Source organism: Kribbella sp. NBC_00889 (assembly GCF_045207705.1).
In the GTDB taxonomy this organism is placed as follows: domain Bacteria; phylum Actinomycetota; class Actinomycetes; order Propionibacteriales; family Kribbellaceae; genus Kribbella.
Map to the genome: position 1 here is coordinate 8,025,806 of NZ_CP108783.1, position 16,450 is coordinate 8,042,255.

Below are 16,450 nucleotides of genomic sequence, written 5' to 3' on the forward strand. Positions count from 1 at the left end.
CTGGTTCCTTTCCTACCGGCGCAGCTCAGGATAATTTGGGCTGGTTGTCGTTTTCAACAAGACGGGACGCTGAATGATTCCGGTGACGCTGCTGACGGGCATCGACGAGCCGTTCCGGGCCGCCGTGGCCGGCAATCTGCTGGCCGCCGCGGGCCGGCCCGGTGTGCTGGTCGAGTACGACGTCAGCGGCCTGGCCGGTGGGTCGGTCGTCCGGATCGCGCGGACCGCGGACGGAGTCATCGACCGCGAGGTGATCAGGATGGATCACCCGTGCGTGTCCTGCGCGATGCGCGACTCGCTCGTCCCGCTGCTGGTCAGCATCGCCGCGGTCGAGCGGTACGACGTCGCGATCGTGTCCGTCCCGGGCGCCGGGGACACCAAGGCGCTGGCCGCTGAGATCGCTCGGGACGCGGCCGGGGAGCTGCTCACGGTGTCGATCATCACGACGATCGACGCGGCCGGTGCGGTCGGCGACCTGACCGGGGAGCAGTTGATCCAGGAGCGCGGCATCCCGACCGCCGCCGAGGACGGCCGGGCGATCGCCGAGGTGATCGTGCGTCAGTTGGAGCACGCGGACGCCGCCGTACTGAGTGGCGATGACGAGACGGCTCGAGCGCTCGTACAGGCTGTCAACCCTCGGCTACTCATCCGGACCACACCGGCCGGGCTGCTCGGCCTACGCCTGCATGATCCGGACGCGGCGACATCGACGGAGCCCGGTGCGATCAGTGCGCCGCTGGAGGGTGGGCCGGTGCAGACCCTCGTCTGGCAGTCGGACCGGCCGTTCCACCCCGAGCGGCTGTACGACGCCCTGGAGGATCTGGTCGCCGGTACGGCGCGCGGCCGGGGGACGGTGTGGATCGCGACCCAGCACCGCCACCGGCTCAGCTGGGACAGTTTCGGCACGAACATCGCGATCGGGGTACTGGGTCCGTGGCTGGCCGATCTGCCGGCCGACCGGTGGTCCACGGTCGGGCAGCACCATCAAGCCCGCTCGGCCCTCGAGTGGCACCCCGAGCACGGCGACCGGGCGTCGTACCTGTCCTTCACCGGCATCGGTCTGGACGTCCGGGAATTACGGGAGCGCCTGGATGGTTGTCTCCTTCGTGCGGATGAACCGGTCCACCCCTTGACCGATCCGTTCGCCCCTTATCTGGAAGGAAGTGCGGCAGCATGAAGAAAGACATCCACCCCGACTACCGCCGGGTCGTCTTCCGGGACAAGTCCGGCAACTTCAGCTTCCTCACCGGGTCGACGCGCGAGAGCAACGAGACGGTCGAGTGGCACGACGGCAACACCTACCCGGTGGTCGACGTCGAGATCTCGTCCGCGACGCACCCGTTCTACACGGGCCAGCAGCGCGTGATGGACACCCAGGGCCGGGTGGAGAAGTTCAGGCAGCGCTACGGCCAGAAGAAGTAACTCTGGTCTTTTCCAGCCCGTCGCCTCGTTGAGGCGGCGGGCTTTTGTCTCGAATACGAGACAGAAAGCGCCGTCAGCGGCACGCTGAATCCAGCGGTCAGGTCCCAGACTGGGGCTGTGGAACCGGTGGAGCTCTCGGGTGCTGGGCTGACGCCGCTGGAGGCCGTCGCGCTCGCGCAGCGCCGGACGGCCGTGCGGTTGAGCGACGACGCCCGGAAGCGGATGAGTGAGTCCGCGGCGGCCGTTGTCGAGGTCGCCCGGTGGCGGCCGGTGTATGGGCGGACCACCGGGGTCGGCGCCAACCGGGACGTGCTGACCACGGACCCCGAGCACGGCGCCCGGTTGCTCGGATCCCATTCCACCACCGGTACGACGTCGTACCCCCAGGACGTGGTCCGGCTCGGACTGCTGATCCGGATCAACCAGTTGGCGGCCGGTGGGTCCGGGCTCGATCCGGACGTCGCCGACGCGATCGTTGCCCTGCTCAACGATGGTGAGTTGCCGGATCTGCATCGCGGCGGTGCGATCGGCACCGGGGATCTCGGGCCGCTGGCCGAACTCGGGCTCGCACTCGGCGAGGTCATCGACGGCACCAGCGCGCTGCCCCTGCTGTCCAGCAACGCGATCACTTTGGCCGAGTGCTGTCTCGCGTACGTCGAGGCCTGCACGCTGATCAACGTCGTACCCCTGGTCGGAGCGCTGTCGCATGTCGCGCTCCGGGGCAACGCCGAGGTGTACGACGTCCGCGTGCACGAGGCCCGCCCGCAACCCGGTCAGGTGCGCGTGGCCCGGCGGATGCGCGGGCTGCTGGACGGCCTGCCGATCCCGTCGGCCCGGATCCAGGACCCCTTCGGCCTGCGCGCCTTCGCGCAGGTGCTCGGCCCGGCCGTCGACCATGTAGATGCCCTAGGCAATAGCTTGCGGATCGACATCAACGCGTCCGCCGAGAACCCGCTGGTGGCCGAGGACACCGTGCTGCACAACGGCAACTGGCACGCGATGCCGATCGCCCTTGCCCTCGACTCGCTCCGGCTCAGCCTGCACAGCGTCGCCACCCTGTCCACGTCGCGCGTCGCGAACCTCGTCGACCCGGAGTACACCGGCCTGAGCCGGTTCCTCGCCAGCGGTGCGGAGGCGAGCTCAGGCGTGATGATGATCGAGTACGTCGCCCACGACGCGCTGGCCGGGGTCCGGTCCGCGGCGCAGCCGGCGACTCTCGGTACGGCGACCTTGTCCCGTGGAGCCGAGCATCACGCGAGCTTCGCGCCACAGGCCGCCGTACTGAGTGCTCAGCTTCTCGACGCGCTCCGGGAAGTGCTGGCCTGCGAACTCGTCACCGCGGTGCGGGCGATCCGGCTGGCCGGGCTGACACCTGACGACCTCGCCCCGGCGGCGGTCGGGCCGTGGCTGGCGGACGCGTTCGCCGCGCTGCCGCCCGATCTGACCGACCGGTCGCTGCGGGAGGACCTGGAGATCGCCCGCGGTCTGATGACGCAGTGGGGCGATCGCCAGGTCGAGCATCCCGCCGAGTCCGGCTAGAGCTGCATCAGGTTGAACGCGGCGGCCATCGCCTTGAAGCCGTCGGCGTTCGGGTGCAGGTGGTCGCCGACGTCGTACGCCGGCAGCATCTTTGTCGGCGCCGCGGGGTCGCGCACCGCCTTGTCGAAGTCGACCACGCCGTCGTACTCACCTGACGTCCGGATCCAGGTGTTCAGCGCCTGCCGATCCGCCTCACCTTCGGGCGAGTAGTACCCCGCACCTTCGTACGGCGTCAGCGTCGCGCCGATCGCCTTCAGACCGGCCTGATGCGCCCGCTGATACCGGCATTCAGGACGCCGAGTTCGCGGGACACCGGCTGGGCCAGCAGCCGGTCGGCCAGCTGGTCCGGGTACCGCAGGTTCTGGTCGACAGGCGACACCACGCCGTCGGTGATCGAGTCGCCGAACAGCACCACCGAGCCACGCACCTGGCTCTTCACGTCGACGCCCTCGATGATGTAGCGCGCCGCGCCTGGAATCGCCTGGTACTGCGATCCGTCGCCGGCGGTCTGGTCACCGGTCGCGGAGAAGCCGGTCGCGAACCCGGCCGGATGCTGCGTGAGCGGGCCAGTCGGGCCCGGGAAGTAGGTGCTGATCACCAGATCCCTGTCCTCCGGTACGACGACGTGCACCGGATCGGACACCCACTCCGCGCCGACCGGGATCGTGACCGACGCGCGGCCGCCGAACAGCACCGGGACCAGCGTGCTCGGCTCGACCGTCGGCGTACCGGCGAGGTCGTCGGCCCGCGGCGTGACGGTCGCCTTGCCGACAACGAGTGGAGACGTTCCGTAGACGTTCGACAACCGCAGCCGCAGATCCGAGCCCCCGACCGACACATGCGCCACCTGCCGCAGCGTCGTGTCCGTGACCCCGGTCGCCGACATCCCCGACGTACCGGGCGGAGTCACAGCGACCGACCAACTCCCAACCCAGTCCGCGGGCGCCCCGGCCGAAGCCGTAGGACTAACCGCAACAACAATCAGAGCCACCGCAACAACCAACTGCTTGACGCGACGCATGAGACCACCTTCGTCTGGGCGGATACGTGAGGTGTTCCCTTCGATCTCACCCGCAGTCACCGTCGGGGAGCAACCGGTCATCGGCGAACGGTCGAACCGCTGCGCTGGACGGGGAAATCAGCCGTGGAGGCGGCGGGTCAGGGCTGTGGCTGCCTGGCGGACTCGGTGGGCCAGGAGGTGGCGTTCGGAGGGGGGTACGGCGTCGGTGCGGAAGGTGACGCTGATGGCGGCGGCTGGGTGGCCGGCGTGGTCGACGGCGGCGCTGGCCACGGAGGCGACGCCGGGGGTGATGAAGGAGTCCTCGACCGCGTAGCCCTGGCGTTTCTCATCCGCGAGGAGCCGGCGCAGCTGGGTCAGCGTCTGCGGGCCGTGGTCGGTCCGGCGGACGAAGCTCTCGGGGTTGGGGAAGAGTGCGCGGACCTGGGCCGGCGGGAGCTCGGCGAGCAGAGCGCGGCCGGAGGCGGTGAGGGTGGCTGGGAGGCGTACGCCGACGTCCGTGACAAGGGTGACCGGACGAGGCGGCTGTTCTTTCAGCAGGTAGACGAGCTCGCGCCCGTGCAGCACGCCGAGGTGCGCGGTCTGGCCGACCTCGGCGACGAGCTGGATCAGGAGCGGACGCGCCAGCCGCTCGAGCGGATCGTGGCGGAGGTACGCCGATCCGATCTCGAACGCCGCGACGCCGAGCCCGTACCGCTTCTCCTCCGGGAGGTGCGTCACGAAGCCTTCGTCGATCATTGCCCGCAGCAAGTGGTACGTCGACGAGCGCGGCAGGCCGACCGCGGAGGCGATGCGCTCCATCGGCACCGGACCGGGCTGGGTGGCCAGGAACGTCAGCACCCGCAGAGTGCGGGTCGAGGCGGGAACGTTGCCGCTCACAACGGCAGCGTAGCCGCCCTGGTCTCAGATTCCGGACGATTGGTGCTTCTTGGCGCGGCTCCGCTTCAGCCAGAACCGCACTGCCTCGCCGGCGACCGCGAGCGCGAACAGTCCGCCGGTGATCGCCCAGTCGATGTCCTCGTCGGCCCCGGACAGCATGATCCCGACGCCGACCGACAGTACGGCGAAGAACGACAGCGAGATGATCGGCCGGTTCACAGCGCCTTCTCCGCGGTCCACGAGGCACCCGTCACCCGGTAGCCGAGCCACTCGTTCACGGCGAGCATCGGCGCGTTGCCCGCGTCGTTCCCGGTGTGCGCGGTGACGAACCCCGCATCCCGGGCTCGCACCAGCGCCGTCGACTTCACCACCTTCGCCAGCCCACGTCCACGCGCGGCCGGGATCGTGCCGGTCAGGTTCGACCAGATCACCCGCCGCCCGGGGTCCGCGGTGGTGGTCACGAAGGACAGGACGGTGTCGCCGTCCAGCACCGCGACACTCAGGTCGCGTCGCAGGTCCGGGTGATCCCATTGCGCCGCCAGCCATTCGTCGTACGCCGGTGAGTCCGACAAGCCGCTGGGGTCACCATCGGCGACGGCGGTCGAGGCGAGCCAGATCTGCCGCGGGTCCACCTGGTCGTAGTCGACGACCCGCAAACCGTCGGGCGCAGGCAACGGCTCGGGTACGGCGCTCAGTTCGGCGCTGGAACCGCTCATCCGGCGACCGATGACGAAACCGCGCTTGGTCGCGAACGCCTTCGACGCGTCGTCGTCGCTGACCACGATCAGCAGGGACCCGGCACCGACGCGCGCCGCCTCGGCGCCGATCGCGTCGGCCATCGCGGAACCGATGCCCTGCCGGCGATGCTCCGGCGGCACGTGCACCGTGATCCGGACTCGCGGTTTCTCCTGCTCAGGACCGGGGAGGTACACATTCCCGTAGCCGACCACGTCCGGTCCGTCGACGGCGATGAGCACGACCCTGGTCGAGCTGTTGCGTAGCCCGGCCTCGACACCGCGGGGCGTCATCACCAGTTGCGGCATCACAACGGCCCAGACCCGGGCGATTCCTACCGCATCCTCCGGCCCCGCCGTCCGGATCTCGAACACCATTCCTTGACTCTAGTGGGACGCGGGGTCCATGGATGTCTGAGATTCGAGACAGAAAGTGCACGGCGCTGCTGTCGGTTCCGGGTGCCGCGCGGTGCAATGAGCAGGTGAACGAGGTGAAGAACACAGCCGAGGTGATCGTCGGCATCGGACCGCTGGCTCCCGCCGACGTGGTCGCGGTGGCGCGGTACGGCGCGCGGGTACGGATCGACGAGCAGGCGCTGGAAGAGATCGCGAAGTCGCGTGCGGCGATCGAGGCTCTGGCCCACGCGGACACTCCGCACTACGGAGTCTCGACCGGCTTCGGGGCGCTCGCGACCCGGCACATCGCGCCCGAGTTGCGGGCACAGTTGCAGCGCAGCCTGGTCCGGTCGCACGCGGCCGGCTCCGGACCCGAGGTCGAGACCGAGGTCGTCCGGGCGCTCGCTCTGCTGCGCCTGTCCACCCTCGCCACCGGCCGCACCGGCGTGAAGGTCGAGACCGCCCAGGCGTACGCCGGCCTCCTCAACGCACACCTGACTCCGGTGGTCTACGAGTACGGCAGTCTTGGCTGCTCCGGTGATCTCGCGCCGCTGTCCCACGTCGCGCTCGCGGTGATGGGCGAAGGCCCGGTTCGTGATGCCGAGGGCAACCTTCTTCCAGCGGGCGAGGCGCTGGCGGCGCACGGACTCACACCGGTTGTGCTGGCAGAGAAGGAAGGCCTCGCGCTGATCAACGGCACCGACGGCATGCTCGGCATGCTGGTGCTCGCGCTGGCCGACCTCGACCGCCTGTTCAAGACCGCGGACATCGCCGCCGCGATGAGCGTCGAGGGGCAACTCGGCACCGACCGGGTGTTCGCCGAGGACCTGCAGGCGCTGCGACCGCACCCCGGCCAGGCCTTCGCCGCCGCCAACCTGCGAGTGATCCTCGCCGGCAGCGCCATCGTGGCCAGCCATCGCGGCCCGGACTGCAACCGGGTTCAGGATGCCTACTCACTGCGGTGTTCGCCGCAGGTGCACGGCGCGGCCCGGGACACCGCCGACCACGCGGCCACGGTCGCCGGCCGCGAGCTCGCCGCCGCGATCGACAACCCGGTCGTCCTGCCCGACGGCCGGGTCGAGTCGAACGGCAACTTCCACGGCGCCCCGGTGGGGTACGTGCTCGACTTCCTCGCGATCGCCGTGGCGGACGTGGCCGGCATCAGCGAGCGCCGTACCGATCGCTTCCTCGATGTTGCGCGCAACCATGGCCTGAACGCCTTCCTGGCCGACGATCCCGGTGTCGACAGCGGCCACATGATCGCGCAGTACACGCAGGCCGCGATCGTGTCCGAGCTGAAGCGGCTCGCCGTACCGGCCAGCGTGGACTCGATCCCGAGCAGTGCGATGCAGGAGGACCACGTCTCGATGGGATGGTCGGCCGCGCGCAAGCTGCGCAAGGCGATCGACGGGCTGCAGCGGGTCCTTGCGATCGAGATCCTGACCGGCGCGCGGGCGCTCGACCTGCGCGCACCGCTGACCCCGGCTCCGGCCACCGCCGCCGTCCGGGACGCCCTGCGTGAGTACGTCGAGGGGCCGGGCACCGACCGCCATCTGGCTCCCGAACTCGAGCACTCCGTCCGTCTTGTTGCCGACGGCACCTATTTGTCCGCAGTCGAGGCCGTCACCGGCCCCCTGTCATAGAAAGGCTGGATCACCCATGTCCGGACCCCGTCCTGTGCGCGCGCCCCGCGGCACCACCCTGACCGCCCGCGGCTGGCAGCAGGAGGCCGCGCTGCGGATGCTGCAGAACAACCTCGATCCCGAGGTCGCCGAGCACCCCGACGAGCTGGTCGTGTACGGCGGTTCCGGCAAGGCGGCCCGGGACTGGAACTCGTTCGACGCGATGGTCCGGACGCTGACCACGCTGAAGGACGACGAGACGATGCTGGTGCAGTCCGGCCGGCCGGTCGGCGTACTGCAGACGCACGAGTGGGCGCCGCGGGTACTGATCGCGAACTCGAACCTGGTCGGCGACTGGGCGACCTGGGAGGAGTTCCGCCGGCTCGAGGCACTGGGGCTGACCATGTACGGCCAGATGACGGCCGGGTCGTGGATCTACATCGGCACCCAGGGGATCCTGCAGGGCACGTACGAGACGTTCGCCGCGGTCGCGGCGAAGAAGTTCGGCGGCACGCTGGCCGGCACCATCACGCTGACCGCCGGCCTCGGTGGCATGGGCGGCGCGCAGCCGCTGGCCGTGACGATGAACGACGGTGTGGCGATCTGCATCGACGTCGACTCCTCCCGGATCGACCGCCGGATCGAGCACCGGTACCTCGACGTTCGCGCCGACTCGCTCGAGGACGCGCTGCGGCTCGCCGAGGAAGCCAAGAAGGCCCGCCGGCCGCTGTCGATCGGTGTCCTGGGCAACGCCGCGGTGATCGTGCCGGAGTTGCTCGAGCTGGGCGCGCCGATCGACATCGTCACCGACCAGACCTCGGCGCACGACCCGTTGATGTACCTGCCGGTGGGGATCGACTTCGACGACTGGTCCGCCGCCCGGGAGAAGGACCCGGCCGGCTTCACCGAGCGCGCGCAGGCCTCGATGGCGCGGCACGTCGCCGCGATGGTGGGCTTCCAGGACGCGGGGGCCGAAGTCTTCGACTACGGCAACTCGATCCGCGACGAGGCCCGCAAGGCCGGGTTCTCCCGGGCGTTCGAGTTCCCCGGCTTCGTGCCGGCGTACATCCGGCCGTTGTTCTGCGAGGGGAAGGGCCCGTTCCGGTGGGCGGCGCTGTCGGGCAACCCGGCCGACATCGCGAAGACCGACGCAGCCATCCTCGATCTGTTCGGAGACAACGAGCACCTGACCCGCTGGATCAAGATGGCCGGCGAGCGGGTCGCGTTCCAGGGTCTGCCGGCCCGGATCTGCTGGCTCGGCCAGGGCGAGCGGGACAAGGCCGGCGTCCGGTTCAACGACATGGTCGCCTCGGGTGAACTCGAGGCCCCGATCGTCATCGGCCGGGACCACCTGGACACCGGCAGTGTGGCCTCGCCGTACCGCGAGACCGAAGGAATGCTCGACGGCTCGGACGCGATCGCGGACTGGCCGTTGCTGAACGCAATGGTGAACGTGGCCAGCGGCGCGTCCTGGGTGTCGATCCACCACGGCGGCGGCGTCGGCATCGGCCGGTCCATCCACGCCGGCCAGGTATCGGTTGCCGACGGCACCGACCTGGCCCGGCAGAAGCTGGAACGGGTCCTCTCCAACGACCCCGCGATGGGTGTCATCCGGCACGTGGACGCGGGCTACGACAAGGCCGCGGAGGTCGCGGCCGAGCAAGGCGTCAGGGTTCCGATGCAGGAGTCCTGAGCCGGATCATGTGACAGCGTGCGACCATGGCATTCTCTACCGTTATGGTGCACTTTCCCGGGGAACCGGAAACCGGTCGGCCGCGTGGTTTCGGTCTCCGGTTCCGCTAGGGTCTTTCGGGCGACCGACGACGAGCGCGAAGGGGCGCCATGATCGAGTTCGAGGACGTCACCAAGCGGTATCCGGACGGCACCGTGGCCGTCGACAACCTGTCCCTGCGGATCCCGAGCGGTCAGATCACCGTGTTCGTCGGGCCTTCGGGCTGCGGCAAGACCACGTCGTTGCGGATGATCAACCGCACGATCGAGCGCACCGGTGGGCGCATCTCGATCGACGGTGAGGACATCAACAGCAAGGACGCCGTAACACTGCGGCGCGGCATCGGTTACGTGATCCAGCACGCCGGACTGTTCCCGCACAAGACGGTGGTGGACAACGTCGCCACCGTGCCGAAGCTGCTCGGCTGGGACAAACGCAAGACCCGCGCCACCGCGATGGAGTTGCTGGAGCGCGTCGGCCTCGACCTCAAGCTGGCCGAGCGGTATCCGAGCCAGCTGTCCGGTGGCCAGCAGCAACGAGTCGGCGTTGCCCGCGCACTCGCGGCCGACCCGGCGATCATGCTGATGGACGAGCCGTTCAGCGCCGTCGACCCGATCGTGCGCAACCAGCTGCAGGAGGAACTGCTCCGGCTGCAACGCGACATCGGTAAGACCATCGTGTTCGTCACCCACGACATCGACGAGGCGATCAAGCTCGGCGACAACGTCGCGGTACTGCGCACCGGCGGCAAGCTCGCCCAGTTCGCGCCGCCGGCCGAGTTGCTGGCCAACCCGGTCGACGACTTCGTCCGGGGATTCGTCGGGCAGGACCGTGGTTACCGCGCCCTGACCTTCGTGCACCCTGACGACCTGCCGCTGAAGCCGGTGCCGTCCGACCTGATCCTGGACGACGACGACGTGCCGGTCGGCTGGCGGATCGAGACCGCGGACGAGATGCAGCCGCTCGGTGCCGTGTTCACCCGCGGTGACTCGCTGCGCGCGGCCCTCGACGCCGTCCTCACCTCGCCGTCGGGCTACGGCGTCTGCGTGGACGACGCCGGCCGCGCGATCGGTGTCGTCGACCAGGCGATCGTCGCAGAGGCCCTACGCCCATGACCTGGATCGGCGACAACCTCGGGCTGATCTGGGAACAGTTGCGCGAGCACATCTACCTGTCGATCGTCCCGGTGATCCTCGGGCTGCTGATCTCGGTGCCGCTGGGCTACATCGCGGTCCGGTTCAACTGGCTGGCGAACCCGCTCATCGCCTTCGGCGGCGTGTTGTACTCACTGCCGTCGATCGCGCTGTTCATCGTGATCCCGGCGATCCTCGGGACCAAGGTGCTGTCCACGGTCAACATCATCATCGCGCTGACCATCTACACGGTCTCACTGCTGATCCGGAACGTGATCGACGGACTCCGCTCCGTGCCGGTCGAGGTCAGACAGTCGGCGGTCGCGGTCGGGTACAGCCCGCTGCACCGGCTGATGGCGATCGACCTGCCGATCGCCGTACCGGTGATCTTCGCCGGGCTGCGCGTCGTCACCGTCGCGAACATCTCGATGGTCAGCATCGGTGCGGTGATCGGCATCGGTGGCCTGGGTGAGCTGTTCACCCTGGGGTTCCAGAAGGACTTCCTGACCCCGGTCGTCGTCGGCGTGGTCCTCTCGCTGCTGCTGGCCCTGGTGGCCGATGTGGTTCTGGTCACCTCGCAACGGCTGCTGACGCCGTGGGCACACATCACCGCCACTCCGGTGGAGGTGGGCTGACATGTGGGACTACCTGACCGACGCCTACAACTGGTCCGGGAACGAAGGTATATGGGCGCGGATTCTGGAGCACCTCTGGTACACCTTTGCTGCGCTCGGGATCTCCGCGGTGATCGCGTTACCGATCGGGCTGCGGATCGGGCACACTCGCAGGGGCGCGTTCCTCGCGATCAACCTCGGCAACGCCGCCCGCGCGCTGCCGAGCCTCGGCCTGCTGATGCTCGCGGTCCTGATCACCGACCAGATCGGCTTCGTGCCGGTGCTGATCGCCCTGGTGGCGCTCGGCGTACCGCCGATCCTGGCCTCGACGTACGCCGGTCTGTCCGGTGTCGATCCGGCCACGATCGACGCCGCCCGGGGGATGGGTATGACCGGTCGCGAGATCCTGACCAAGGTGGAGATCCCGATCGCGATGCCGCTGATCATCTCCGGTCTGCGCGGCGCCGCCCTGCAGATCGTGTCCACGGCCACGATCGCCGCGCTGGTGGCGCTCGGCGGTCTCGGCCGCTACGTGGTCGACGGGCTGAAGCTCCGCGACTTCCCGCAGATGTTCACCGGTGCGCTGCTGGTGGCCCTGCTCGCCATCGCCATCGACGCGCTCTTCGCACTGATCGGCCGGGTCGCCGTGTCCGACGGCCTCAAGGCCGACTGACTGTCCGACGTATCTGATGAACTGGACGAATCTGATGAACCGCCCCATCGAAACATCCACCGGCACCTGCCGGTGGCTGACGAGACACTGGAGGCTCTCGTGTTGAGATCCACACTCATCCGTACTGCGATCGCCGGGGTGGCGGTGCTTGGCCTGGCCGGTTGTGGGGGTGGGGGCGACCAGCTCGGCGACAACGACGCGGGGTCCTCGCCCGCGCCGTCCAAGGTGAGCAGCATCACCGTCGGCTCCGCCGACTTCTCCGAGAGCCAGCTGCTGGCCGAGATCTACGGCCAGGCGCTGGCCGCCAAGGGCATCGAGGTCAAGAAGAAGCCGAACATCGGCAACCGCGAGACCTACATGGCCGCGATCAAGGACGGTTCCGTCGACCTGGTGCCGGAGTACACCGGCGCCGCGCTGGCGTACTTCGACAAGAACTCCACCGAGACCACCGAGGACGGGGCGTACGACGCGCTCAAGAAGGCGGTCACCCCGGGTCTGGAGGTGCTGGACAAGTCCCCGGCCACCGACGAGGACACCATCGTGGTCACCAAGGCGACCGCGGACAAGTACTCCCTGAAGTCGCTGGCCGACCTGAAGCCGGTCGGCAAGGAGATGGTCGCGGGCGGTAGCTCGGAGTTCAAGGTCCGTGACGCGGGTCTGAAGGGCCTGAAGGAGAAGTACGGCGTCGAGTTCAAGCAGTACCTGCCGCTGGACGCCGGTGGCCCGCTGAGCCAGAAGGCGCTGCTGGACAACAAGATCCAGCTGACCAACCTGTTCACCACGCAGTCGGTGATCAAGGAGAAGGGACTGGTCCAGCTCGAGGACCCGGAGAACATCCTGCCGCCGAACAACGTCGTTCCGCTGATCCGGACCGACCACAAGTCCGACGACGTCGCGGCCACGCTGAACGCGGTCTCGGCCAAGCTCACCACCGACTCCCTGACCGAACTGGTCAAGCGGATCGACGTCGGCAAGGAGAGCGCGGACGCGGTCGCGAAGGACTGGCTGGCGCAGAACCCGCTGACCTGACCTTGAGCTTCGAACAGATGTGGGCGGCGCTGGCCGCCATCGGCAAGGACCCGTCCACGGGCGGGTACCACCGAGGCGGCTGGACCCCCACCGAACGCACGGCGACGCACTGGTTCCGGGACCAGTGCGCCGCCCGCAACCTCACCCTCGAATCCGACGGCGTAGGCAACCTCATCGCCTGGTGGGGTCCTTCCGGCCAGCCAGGCATCGTGACCGGGAGCCACTTGGATTCGGTGATTGATGGTGGGGCCTTCGATGGGCCTTTGGGGGTGGTGTCGGCGCTGGCGGCTGTGGATCTGTTGAGGAAGGACGGGTTCACGCCGTCGGTGCCGATCGGGGTGGGGGCGTTCGTCGAGGAGGAGGGGTCGCGGTTCGGGATGCCTTGTCTGGGGTCTCGGGTAGCGGCTGGGGTGTTGCCTGCCGAGAAGGCGCTGGGACTGAAGGACCGCAGCGGCGTGACTCTCGCGCAGGCATTGGAGGCGGCGGGGACGGATCCGGCTGGGGTCGGACCATCGGCGTTCCTCGACCGGATGGGCACGTTCATCGAGCTGCACGTCGAGCAGGGCCGCGGACTGACCGCGCCGGTCGGTGTAGCCAGCTCGATCTGGCCGCACGGCCGCTACCGGTTCACGTTCAGCGGCGAGGCCAACCATGCCGGTACGACGCTGATGCAGGACCGGCACGACCCGATGCTCACCTACGCCATGACCGCGCTCGCCGCGAACAAGCAGGCCCGCCTCGCCGGTGCCCGCGCCACCTTCGGCCGGGTCTCCGTCGAGCCCAACGGCACGAACGCCGTACCGTCCCAGGTGACCGCCTGGCTCGACGCCCGCGCAGCAGACGACGCAACCCTGAACTCGTTGCTCGCAGCAATCACCAAGCAGGCTACCGAACGCGCGGAGCGGGATGGTACGACGCTCACCGTCACACCCGAGTCCGTCTCACCCATCGTGGACTTCCCAGCCGGCCTCCGCGACCGCCTGGTCGACGTACTGAACGGAGCGCCCGTGCTCCCAACCGGCGCCGGCCACGACGCCGGCGTGTTCTCGGCCGCCGGGATCCCGACCGCGATGCTGTTCGTGCGGAACCCGACCGGCATCTCGCACTCCCCGGCCGAGTACGCGGAAGAGGACGACTGTCTGGCCGGCGTCGAGGCCCTGGCCGCCGTACTGAGGGACCTCGCGAAGTGACGTCGTACTGGTGCGCACGCGCGTTGCTCCCGGGCGGCATCGCCGACAAGGTGCTGGTGACCATCGCCGACGGACGCTTCTCGTCGGTCGAGGCCGGCGCGGACCCGGGCGACGCGACCAGGCTCGACGGCCTCGTCCTACCAGGCCTCGCGAACTGCCACAGCCACGCCTTCCACCGTGCGCTGCGCGGCCGGACGCAAACCGAGCGCGGGACGTTCTGGACGTGGCGCGAGCAGATGTACGCCGTCGCGTCGATGCTGACCCCGGAGTCGTACTACGCCCTCGCCCGCGCCGTGTACGGCGAGATGCTGCTCGCCGGCATCACCGCCGTCGGCGAGTTCCATTACCTGCACCACGCCCCTGGCGGCCGCCGGTACGACGATCTGAACGCTATGGGTACGGCGCTGATCGCGGCGGCCCGCGACGTCGGCATGCGCATCACCCTGCTGGACACGTGCTACATCGCCGGTGGGATCGACCAGCCGCTGAACTCGGTCCAGGAGCGCTTCAGCGACGGCGACGCCGCGAGCTGGGCTGCCCGCGTCTCGTTACTCGCCGGATCCGACGACGTCGTGATCGGCGCGGCCGCCCACTCCGTCCGTGGTGTGCCGCAGGAGCAACTCGGCGCGGTCGCCTCGGCGTTCCCCGACGTACCACTCCATATTCATCTGTCCGAGCAGGTGGGGGAGAACGCCGCCTGCCTGGACGCGTACGGCCGGACGCCGGCGCAGGTGCTCGACGAAGCCGGGTTCCTCAGTGGGCGGACGAGTGCTGTCCATGCGACGCACCTGACTGATGTCGACGTCGGCCTGCTCGGCAGCTCGGCGACGTACTCCTGCTTCTGCCCGACCACCGAGCGGGACCTGGCCGACGGCATCGGCCCGTCTGTGGCACTGCGCGATGCCGGGTCGCCGTTGACGCTCGGGTCGGACAGCCATGCGGTGATCGATCTGTTCGAGGAGATGCGCGCGGTGGAGCTCGACGAACGGCTCGCCTCCCGGGAGCGCGGCCATTGGTCCGCGTCGGAGCTGCTGAAGGCCGCGACGACCGATGGTCACCGGTCACTCGGGTTCGCCGACGCCGGCGTGATCGAGGTGGGTGCGCGCGCCGACCTGGTCGCCGTACGGCTGGACAGCGCCCGTACGGCGGGCACCGGAGGGACCGTGGAGACGGCGGTCTTCGCGGCCTCGGCCGCGGACGTGACCGACGTGATCACCGGCGGCCGGCGTGTAGTTGTTGGAGGCAAGCACATGACGATCGACGTGGCGGCCGAGCTGACCACCTCGATCGCGGCGGTGACGGAATGACCTCGCTGCTGCTGACGGGCATCGGTTCGTTGGTGACCAACGATCCTGCCCGGGGTGGCTTGCTCGGCGAGGTCCGGGATGCCGCGCTGGTGATCGAGGGCAGCACGATCGCGTGGGTCGGGTCGCGGCGGGAGGCGCCGGCCGCGGACGGCGCGATCGACGTTGGCGGGCGCGCGGTGATCCCGGGGTTCGTCGACTCGCATGCGCATCTGGTGTTCGCCGGTGACCGGGCCGAGGAGTTCGCCGCCCGCATGACAGGTACGCCGTACTCCGCCGGCGGGATCCGGACGACGGTCGCGGCGACCCGGCAGGCGACCGATGAGCAGCTGACGGCGAACGTCGCCCGGCTGGTCGCCGAGATGCGGCGGCAGGGGACCACGACGGTCGAGATCAAGTCCGGGTACGGGCTGACCGTCGCGGACGAGGCGCGGGCGCTGGAGATCGCGGGCCAGTTCACGGACGAGACGACGTACCTGGGCGCGCACGTCGTACCGGCCGAGTACGCCGACGACCCGGCGGGCTATGTCTCGCTGGTGACCGGGCCGATGCTCGAGGCGGCCGCCGGACATGCCAGATGGATCGATGTGTTCGTGGAGCGCGGCGCGTTCGACGAGGACCAGGGCCGGGCGATCCTCGAGGCCGGCCTGGCTCGCGGTCTGGGAGCCCGAGTGCATGCGAATCAGCTCGGCGAGGGCCCCGGTGTCCAGCTGGCCTGCTCGGTCGGCGCTGCCGCGGCTGACCACTGCACCTACCTCACCGACGCGGACGTCGACGCCCTCGCGTCCAGTGGTGTCGTCGCCGGGCTCCTCCCCGCGATCGAGTTCTCCACGCGGTCGCCGTACCCGAATGCCCGCCGCCTCATCGACGCCGGAGTCACCGTCGCCCTCGCGACCGACTGCAACCCAGGCTCGGGCTACTCCTCTTCGATGCCCTTCTGCATCGCCCTCGCGGTCCGCGAGATGCAGATGACTCCCGAAGAAGCCCTCTGGTCCGCCACCGCCGGCGGCGCCGCGTCCCTCCGCCGCACCGACATAGGCCACCTCACCCCAGGCGCCCAAGCCGACCTCACCGTCCTCGACGCCCCCACCCACCTACACCTCTCCTACCGCCCCGCCGTCCCCCTCGTATCACGCACCTTCGCGGCTGGCCGGCCGGTCTGAGC

17 protein-coding genes are annotated in these 16,450 nt (G+C 69.4%); 12 read left to right on the forward strand and 5 right to left on the reverse strand.

Features of this window, described 5'->3' with window-relative positions; genetic code table 11:
* Positions 1-73: 73 nt before the first annotated feature.
* The 3 genes from OG817_RS39450 to OG817_RS39460 all read left to right on the forward strand — a co-directional run bounded on the left by OG817_RS39450 (position 74) and on the right by OG817_RS39460 (position 2,961).
* Positions 74-1,177: a CobW family GTP-binding protein gene (locus OG817_RS39450; protein WP_406050065.1), complete on the forward strand. Its 1,104-nt coding sequence runs from the start codon at positions 74-76 to the stop codon at positions 1,175-1,177.
* Positions 1,174-1,422: a type B 50S ribosomal protein L31 gene (locus tag OG817_RS39455; protein WP_360449994.1), complete on the forward strand. Its 249-nt coding sequence runs from the start codon at positions 1,174-1,176 to the stop codon at positions 1,420-1,422. The genes OG817_RS39450 and OG817_RS39455 overlap by 4 nt, the downstream gene beginning before the upstream one ends.
* A gap of 117 nt (positions 1,423-1,539) precedes the next feature.
* On the forward strand, positions 1,540-2,961 hold the full coding sequence (locus OG817_RS39460; RefSeq protein WP_406050066.1) for an aromatic amino acid lyase: 1,422 nt from the start codon (positions 1,540-1,542) through the stop codon (positions 2,959-2,961).
* Here the strand turns inward: OG817_RS39460 and OG817_RS39465 are convergent.
* The 5 genes from OG817_RS39465 to OG817_RS39485 form a co-directional block, all read right to left on the reverse strand.
* Complete coding sequence (locus OG817_RS39465) at positions 2,958-3,218, reverse strand: SGNH/GDSL hydrolase family protein (protein ID WP_406057613.1); 261 nt, start codon at positions 3,216-3,218, stop codon at positions 2,958-2,960. The genes OG817_RS39460 and OG817_RS39465 overlap by 4 nt on opposite strands.
* Positions 3,215-3,982 (reverse strand): hypothetical protein, encoded by a 768-nt coding sequence (locus OG817_RS39470; RefSeq protein WP_406050067.1) that lies wholly within the window; start codon positions 3,980-3,982, stop codon positions 3,215-3,217. The genes OG817_RS39465 and OG817_RS39470 overlap by 4 nt, the downstream gene beginning before the upstream one ends.
* Positions 3,983-4,099: 117 nt before the next feature.
* A complete protein-coding gene (locus OG817_RS39475) occupies positions 4,100-4,858 on the reverse strand; it encodes an IclR family transcriptional regulator (RefSeq protein ID WP_406050068.1) in 759 nt (252 codons plus the stop codon).
* Between the two features lie 24 nt (positions 4,859-4,882).
* On the reverse strand, positions 4,883-5,077 hold the full coding sequence (locus OG817_RS39480; RefSeq protein ID WP_396392947.1) for a hypothetical protein: 195 nt from the start codon (positions 5,075-5,077) through the stop codon (positions 4,883-4,885).
* Complete coding sequence (locus tag OG817_RS39485; protein WP_406050070.1) at positions 5,074-5,970, reverse strand: GNAT family N-acetyltransferase; 897 nt, start codon at positions 5,968-5,970, stop codon at positions 5,074-5,076. Before OG817_RS39485 ends, OG817_RS39480 begins: the two co-directional genes overlap by 4 nt.
* A 113-nt stretch (positions 5,971-6,083) precedes the next feature.
* Here OG817_RS39485 and hutH point away from each other — a divergent pair, with 113 nt between their 5' ends.
* From hutH to hutI, 9 genes are all read left to right on the forward strand, one after another.
* Complete coding sequence (hutH, locus tag OG817_RS39490; RefSeq protein ID WP_406050072.1) at positions 6,084-7,631, forward strand: histidine ammonia-lyase; 1,548 nt, start codon at positions 6,084-6,086, stop codon at positions 7,629-7,631.
* Positions 7,632-7,647: 16 nt separating this feature from the next.
* Entirely contained in the window at positions 7,648-9,303 is a 1,656-nt protein-coding gene (gene hutU / locus OG817_RS39495; protein WP_396392944.1) for a urocanate hydratase, read from the forward strand.
* A 149-nt stretch (positions 9,304-9,452) separates the two neighbouring features.
* Complete coding sequence (locus OG817_RS39500; protein ID WP_406050073.1) at positions 9,453-10,457, forward strand: ABC transporter ATP-binding protein; 1,005 nt, start codon at positions 9,453-9,455, stop codon at positions 10,455-10,457.
* Entirely contained in the window at positions 10,454-11,110 is a 657-nt protein-coding gene (locus OG817_RS39505) for an ABC transporter permease (protein ID WP_396392942.1), read from the forward strand. Before OG817_RS39500 ends, OG817_RS39505 begins: the two co-directional genes overlap by 4 nt.
* 1 nt (position 11,111) lies before the next feature.
* Positions 11,112-11,762 carry an ABC transporter permease gene (locus OG817_RS39510; protein WP_396392941.1) on the forward strand — a complete coding sequence of 217 codons (651 nt, stop codon included), beginning with the start codon at positions 11,112-11,114 and terminating at the stop codon, positions 11,760-11,762.
* Between the two features lie 99 nt (positions 11,763-11,861).
* On the forward strand, positions 11,862-12,791 hold the full coding sequence (locus tag OG817_RS39515) for an ABC transporter substrate-binding protein (protein ID WP_406050074.1): 930 nt from the start codon (positions 11,862-11,864) through the stop codon (positions 12,789-12,791).
* Positions 12,788-13,981, forward strand: a complete 1,194-nt coding sequence (locus OG817_RS39520) for an allantoate amidohydrolase (protein ID WP_406057615.1) — start codon at positions 12,788-12,790, stop codon at positions 13,979-13,981. The genes OG817_RS39515 and OG817_RS39520 overlap by 4 nt, the downstream gene beginning before the upstream one ends.
* Entirely contained in the window at positions 13,978-15,288 is a 1,311-nt protein-coding gene (locus tag OG817_RS39525) for a formimidoylglutamate deiminase (RefSeq protein ID WP_406050075.1), read from the forward strand. Before OG817_RS39520 ends, OG817_RS39525 begins: the two co-directional genes overlap by 4 nt.
* Complete coding sequence (gene hutI, locus OG817_RS39530) at positions 15,285-16,448, forward strand: imidazolonepropionase (protein WP_406050077.1); 1,164 nt, start codon at positions 15,285-15,287, stop codon at positions 16,446-16,448. Before OG817_RS39525 ends, hutI begins: the two co-directional genes overlap by 4 nt.
* The last annotated feature ends 2 nt before the right edge of the window (positions 16,449-16,450 follow it).